Source organism: Streptomyces sp. NPDC003393 (assembly GCF_053589015.1).
On the sequence record NZ_JBSFRB010000048.1, the window covers coordinates 57999 to 64050 of the forward strand.

Annotated in this window: 4 protein-coding genes and 3 pseudogenes; 5 read left to right on the forward strand and 2 right to left on the reverse strand. The window is 69.2% G+C overall.

Annotated features, from left to right (window positions below; genetic code table 11):
* Window positions 1-30: 30 nt before the first annotated feature.
* A complete protein-coding gene (locus ACWDUZ_RS33090; protein WP_451635500.1) occupies window positions 31-585 on the reverse strand; it encodes a hypothetical protein in 555 nt (184 codons plus the stop codon).
* A gap of 133 nt (window positions 586-718) precedes the next feature.
* The gene (locus ACWDUZ_RS33095) at window positions 719-952 is read right to left on the reverse strand and encodes a hypothetical protein (RefSeq protein ID WP_451635506.1); all 234 of its coding nucleotides are present in this window, start codon (window positions 950-952) and stop codon (window positions 719-721) included.
* A 201-nt stretch (window positions 953-1153) separates the two neighbouring features.
* Between ACWDUZ_RS33095 and ACWDUZ_RS33100 the strand changes: the two are divergent.
* The 5 genes and pseudogenes from ACWDUZ_RS33100 to ACWDUZ_RS33120 form a co-directional block, all read left to right on the forward strand.
* Window positions 1154-1444, forward strand: a pseudogene (locus ACWDUZ_RS33100) (FAD-dependent thymidylate synthase); the annotation flags it as partial.
* A gap of 159 nt (window positions 1445-1603) precedes the next feature.
* Window positions 1604-2350 (forward strand): annotated as a pseudogene (locus ACWDUZ_RS33105) (HNH endonuclease); the annotation flags it as partial.
* Window positions 2351-2353: 3 nt separating this feature from the next.
* Window positions 2354-2803, forward strand: a pseudogene (gene thyX / locus ACWDUZ_RS33110) (FAD-dependent thymidylate synthase); the annotation flags it as partial.
* Window positions 2804-3030: 227 nt separating this feature from the next.
* Window positions 3031-3930 (forward strand): 4-hydroxy-tetrahydrodipicolinate synthase, encoded by a 900-nt coding sequence (gene dapA / locus ACWDUZ_RS33115; RefSeq protein ID WP_451635501.1) that lies wholly within the window; start codon window positions 3031-3033, stop codon window positions 3928-3930.
* A 197-nt stretch (window positions 3931-4127) separates the two neighbouring features.
* On the forward strand, window positions 4128-5813 hold the full coding sequence (locus ACWDUZ_RS33120; protein ID WP_451635502.1) for a ribonuclease J: 1686 nt from the start codon (window positions 4128-4130) through the stop codon (window positions 5811-5813).
* Window positions 5814-6052 lie beyond the last annotated feature (239 nt).

The window sequence follows — 6052 nt, forward strand, 5'->3', positions numbered from 1 at the left end:
CCACCGGCGTGTGAGGTCGGGACGGAGGCGTCAGCGAGGCCGGTGCTCCTCGGCCCATGCCTCCACCGAGTCCGCCGCCCGGTCGAAGGCGGTGACACGGCCCAGGAAGTCGGCGTTGTGCGTGGTGAGCAGCGGCGGTACGGCCCCAGCGGCCCGGCCCCGGCGGGAGAGCACCAGCGCCTGCCCCTGCACCGTGCGCGGCAGCCCGAGCCAGCGCACCGGCTGCTGGAGCGTGCGCACGCTGACCACGTCGGACCACCGCGTCGTACGGGTCAGCAGGAAGCCCACATGGCGCAGCCCGCGCGCGCTGACCCACACCCCCATGCGCAGCAGCCGCAGCGCGGCGGCGATGACGACCAGGGCGACCCCGAAGCAGACCGTGGCGGCGGACGGGCCGTCGGTGGCCGCGATCACGATCGCCGCGAGCAGCACGAACGAGGCGAGCAGCAGTGCCAGGGCGGCCACGCCCACCCGGCACGGGCCCGGCCGGTAGGGGCGTCGCCAGCGCTCGCGGTCGTCGAACGGCAGCGCGACGTCGTCGGCTGCGTCGAAGGCGCGGTCGGCCGTCAGGAAGGGCAGGGGCACGGCTGGTCCTCACTCCGTCCAGGCATGGGCTGTGCCCGGTGAGGTTATCCGTCTGTGTGCCCGCTCACCACCCGAGGGGTCTGCGAGGGCCGGTCCCGCGGCGGTCCGCGGGACGGTCATGCGCGCCCGCGGCTCAGTGCCCGTGGGAGGCCTGCTGCGTCTGCGTGGGGGACTGGCTGCTCGACAGTGCGGGCATCCCGAGGATCAGCGAGCCCACGAGTCCCGCGACGATCGTCAGGCCCAGCAGGCAGCGCCCCGCCATCCGAGCGGCGGACGGCCGCTGCCGGGGCGGGGGAGCGACATTGCTGCGGAACCTGTCGGCCTCGGCGACGAAGGCGAACGGGACGGACTCGCGCCGGCGGAACATCCGGGACACGGCTCCCTTCCGGGTCGAACGGGGGTTTCTCACCCATACAGACGCACGAGTGTCCCGAAAGGTGCCCGCTTTCCCCGAATTCTCAGATCTTCACCGAAGATGTCGCGGCCCGGCATCGAACGCCCCGGTGTCAGAGGCGGCCCGTAGAGTGGGCGCCGCCCGTCAGACGTGAAGGAAGGGACCCTCCGAGCCGTGACCGACACCCCCGCCGACCACCCGAAGCCCAGCTTCCGCAGCGACGTCACCGTCGAGTTGGTCAAGCACACGGCGTCGGACGCCGACGTGCTGTTCGCAGCCCGTGTCTCGACCATCGGCGAGCAGTCCCTGGACCAGCTGAACAAGGACCCCGAGCGCTCCAAGGGCCTGATCAACTACCTGATGCGGGACCGGCACGGCAGCCCCTTCGAGCACAACTCGATGACGTTCTTCGTCAGCGCCCCGATCTTCGTCTTCCGCGAGTTCATGCGGCACCGCGTGGGCTGGTGCGTCGCCGGAGACACCGAGATCACACTCGAGAGCGAGGCAGGCAACCTGCGTCGGCGCACCATTGCGGAGCTCTACAAGCTCTGGCACCTGGGTGCCGAGGACCGGCTTCCACACTCCGCAGGTGGCGTCACCTGGCACAGCCGGGCGGGTAAGTGGATGGCCCAGGTGCGGAGCGGCGGGACCAACCACTATCTGGGCCTCCACGAGAACCGCGAGGCGGCCGAGTCCGCCGTCGCGGAATTCCGCGAGCAGCATCCGAGTACGCGCCTGCGGAAACTCGAGTCCGTCCGTCGGAACCACGTGCGCTGCTATGACGAGGAAACCCTGCTGGCGCAGCGCGCCAGGATCGTGGACGTCATCCAGTCCGGCGTGAAAAGCCTGATCAAGGTGACCACGGCGTCCGGCAAGACCTTGCGCTGTACCGTCGATCATGCCGTGTTCACCCCTGACGGCTGGCGCAAGGCGGGCGAACTCGCGGTCGGTGACTGCGTCATGGCCACCGGCACGGCTCCGCGCCCCTCCCAGGCGCTCGTGCCGCCCAGCCTGCGGCGTGGCATCGGCGTGTGGACCGCGATGCAACGGCAGAGGCTGATCCAGGAGACCGACACCTGTCACCTCTGCGGCAATGGCTTCCCGCGCGCCAAGCTGGCCCTCGATCACGTCGTTCCGGTGGCGGAGGACCTGACCCGGGCCCTCGACGAGAGCAATCTCGCCCCGGCCTGTGAGACCTGCCACGCGGCCAAGAGCGCCGGGGAGCAGGCCCTGGCACAGCGCGGCGGCAAGATCGCGACGGCCGTGCCGGACCGGATCGTCGCCATTGAGGGCGCGGGAGAGGAGATGACGTACGACCTCTCCGTCGAGGGGCCGTGGCACAACTTCCTCGCGAACGGAATCGTCGTGCACAATTCGTACAACGAGGAGTCCGGGCGCTATCGCGAGCTCCAGCCGGTCTTCTACGTCCCCGACGCCTCCCGCAAGCTGGTCCAGGAGGGCCGCCCCGGCAAGTACAGGTTCGTCGAGGGGACCCAGGCCCAGCAGGAGCTCGTGGGCAGGGTGATGGAGGATTCCTACCGCGAGGCCTACGAGGCCTACCAGGAGATGCTCGCCGCCGGCGTGGCCCGTGAGGTCGCCCGCGCGGTGCTCCCGGTGGGTCTGTTCTCCTCGATGTACGCCACCTGCAACGCCCGCTCGCTGATGCACTTCCTCGGCCTGCGCACCCAGCACGAGCTGGCCAAGGTGCCGTCCTTCCCGCAGCGGGAGATCGAGATGGTGGGCGAGCGGATGGAGGCCGAGTGGGCGAAGCTCATGCCGCTCACCCACGCCGCCTTCAACGCCAACGGACGGGTCGCCCCGTAGTCCGTGTCCCGAGTCGCCCGGACCCCGCGTTTTCCCAGGTACTGATGTACGGGTCAGCCTCGCGAGGTGTCCGTATTGCGGCCTTTGTGGAAGTTCATCTAGCCTGATCAAACGGACCCGGCACTGCTTGAACCCCCGAGCAGGCAGTGCCGGGCTCCATTTTTGTCACGACTTGTCGCCTGCCCCTAGGGCAGACCCCGCACCGAGCAACGAGTAGCGTGTTACCCATGGCTCCGACCTCGACTCCGCAGACCCCCTTCGGGCGGGTCCTCACCGCCATGGTCACGCCCTTCACGGCGGACGGCGTACTCGACCTCGACGGCGCGCAGCGGCTCGCCGCCCACCTGGTGGACGCAGGCAACGACGGCCTGGTCGTCAACGGCACCACCGGCGAGTCCCCCACGACCGGCGATGCGGAGAAATCGGACCTCGTACGCGCGGTCGTGGAGGCCGTCGGCGACCGCGCCCACGTCGTGGCAGGCGTCGGCACCAACGACACCCACCACAGCGTCGAGCTCGCCCGCGCCGCGGAGCGCGCCGGCGCGCACGGCCTGCTGACCGTCACGCCGTACTACAACAAGCCCCCGCAGGAGGGCCTGTACCGGCACTTCACGGCCATCGCCGACGCCACCGGCCTCCCGGTCATGCTCTACGACATCCCCGGGCGCAGCGGCGTGCCGATCAACACCGAGACCATCGTCCGTCTCGCCGAGCACCCGCGGATCGTCGCCAACAAGGACGCCAAGGGCGACCTCGGGCGTGCCAGCTGGGCCATCGCCCGCTCCGGCCTGGCCTGGTACTCCGGCGACGACATGCTGAACCTGCCGCTGCTCTCCGTGGGCGCGGTCGGCTTCGTCTCGGTCGTCGGCCACGTCGTCACCCCCGACCTGCGCGCCCTCATCGACGCCTACACCTCCGGCGACGTCCAGAAGGCCACCGAGATCCACCAGAAGCTGCTCCCCGTCTACACCGGAATGTTCCGCACCCAGGGCGTCATGACCACCAAGGCCGCGCTCGCCCTGCGGGGACTGCCCGGCGGACCACTGCGACCGCCCATGGTCGAGCTCACGCCCGAGGAGACCGAGCAGCTCAAGATCGATCTTGCCGCCGGCGGGGTACAGCTCTGACAACAAGACTTCGCGAGATCCTCTCGCACCGCCCGGCTCCACCCGGCACCCCGCCGGGAACCGGGCTCCACAACCGAACAGGCAACTGAATAAGCGGGCCACCGGTGCCCGCACCCCACAACGACAACTGCTTCTGCACGAACGTCACGCGCGCCACGTGCCCACCGGTACGTGGCGCGCGTGGTGAGGAGAGTCTTTTGAGTCATCCGCATCCTGAACTCGGCCCGCCCCCGCCGCTCGTCGAAGGCGGCCTCCGGGTCACCCCGCTCGGCGGCCTCGGCGAGATCGGCCGCAACATGACGGTCTTCGAGTCCGGCGGCCGCCTGCTGATCGTCGACTGCGGAGTGCTCTTCCCCGAGGAGGAGCAGCCCGGAATCGACCTGATCCTGCCGGACTTCTCGTCCATCCGGGACCGTCTCGACGACATCGAGGGCATCGTCCTCACGCACGGCCACGAGGACCACATCGGCGGGGTCCCCTACCTTCTCAGGGAGAAGCCGGACATTCCGCTGATCGGCTCCAAGCTGACCCTCGCCCTGATCGAGGCCAAGCTCCAGGAGCACCGCATCCGCCCCTACACCTTGGAAGTGGCGGAAGGGCATCGCGAACGCATCGGGCCCTTCGACTGCGAGTTCATCGCCGTCAACCACTCCATCCCGGACGCACTCGCCGTCGCCGTGCGCACCCCCGCGGGCATGGTGGTGCACACGGGCGACTTCAAGATGGACCAGCTGCCGCTGGACAACCGCCGCACCGACCTGCACGCGTTCGCGCGGCTGAGCGAAGAGGGCATCGACCTCCTTCTCGCCGACTCCACGAACGCCGAGGTCCCCGGCTTCACGCCGCACGAGCGGGACATCTCCGGTGTGTTGCGCCAGGTCTTCGCCGGCGCCCGCAAGCGGATCATCGTGGCGAGCTTCGCCAGCCACGTCCACCGCATCCAGCAGATCCTGGACGCGGCGCACGAGTACGGCCGCCGGGTCGCCTTCGTCGGCCGCTCCATGGTGCGCAACATGGGCATCGCCCGGGACCTCGGCTACCTCAAGGTCCCACCGGGCCTGGTGGTGGACGTCAAGACGCTCGACGATCTGCCCGACCACGAGGTGGTCCTGGTCTGCACGGGCTCGCAGGGCGAGCCGATGGCCGCCCTGTCCCGCATGGCCAACCGGGACCATCAGATCCGCATCGTCGAGGGCGACACGGTGATCCTGGCGTCCTCGCTCATCCCGGGCAACGAGAACGCGGTCTATCGGGTGATCAACGGCTTGACCCGCTGGGGTGCCAACGTCGTCCACAAGGGCAACGCCAAGGTGCACGTCTCGGGCCATGCCTCCGCCGGCGAGCTGCTGTACTTCTACAACATCTGCCGCCCGAAGAACCTGATGCCGGTCCACGGCGAGTGGCGCCATCTGCGCGCCAACGCCGAACTGGGCGCTCTCACGGGTGTGCCGCACGACCGGATCGTCATCGCCGAGGACGGTGTCACCGTCGACCTCGTCGAGGGCAAGGCCAAGATCTCCGGCAAGGTCCAGGCCGGCTACGTCTACGTCGACGGCCTCTCCGTCGGCGACGTCGGCGAGCCTGCCCTGAAGGACCGCAAGATCCTCGGTGACGAGGGCATCATCTCGGTCTTCGTGGTGATCGACTCCACCACCGGCAAGGTCACCGGCGGCCCGCACATCCAGGCTCGCGGTTCCGGTATCGAGGACTCCGCGTTCGGAGAGGTCATCCCCAAGATCGCGGACGCCCTGGAGAAGTCGGCCCAGGAGGGCATCGCCGACGCCCACCAACTGCAGCAGCTCATCCGCCGCACGCTGGGCAAGTGGGTCTCGGACACCTACCGGCGCAGGCCGATGATCCTCCCGGTCGTCGTGGAGGTCTGAGGCTCGAACTGGCAGCGGGGCGCCTCGATTTGCATCGAGGCGCCCCGCTCCAGTACGTTTACGGCTCCGCCCGGACGGGAACTTGGAGGCTTCACGCGCTCCGACGGAGGTACCCGGAGGGGGCGGGAAATCCGACTCAGAATCTCTGATAAAGTCGGGTCCGCCGGAAAGGGAAACGCGAGAGCGGGAACCTGGAAAGCACCGAGGAAATCGGGTCGAAAAGATCTGATAGAGTCGGA

What these genes read in the sequence shown, in the direction of transcription:
- ACWDUZ_RS33095 (WP_451635506.1), bottom strand. Translation starts at nt 952, where the DNA reads ATGTTCCGCCGGCGCGAGTCCGTCCCGTTCGCCTTCGTCGCCGAGGCC.
- dapA (WP_451635501.1), top strand. Translation starts at nt 3,031, where the DNA reads ATGGCTCCGACCTCGACTCCGCAGACCCCCTTCGGGCGGGTCCTCACC.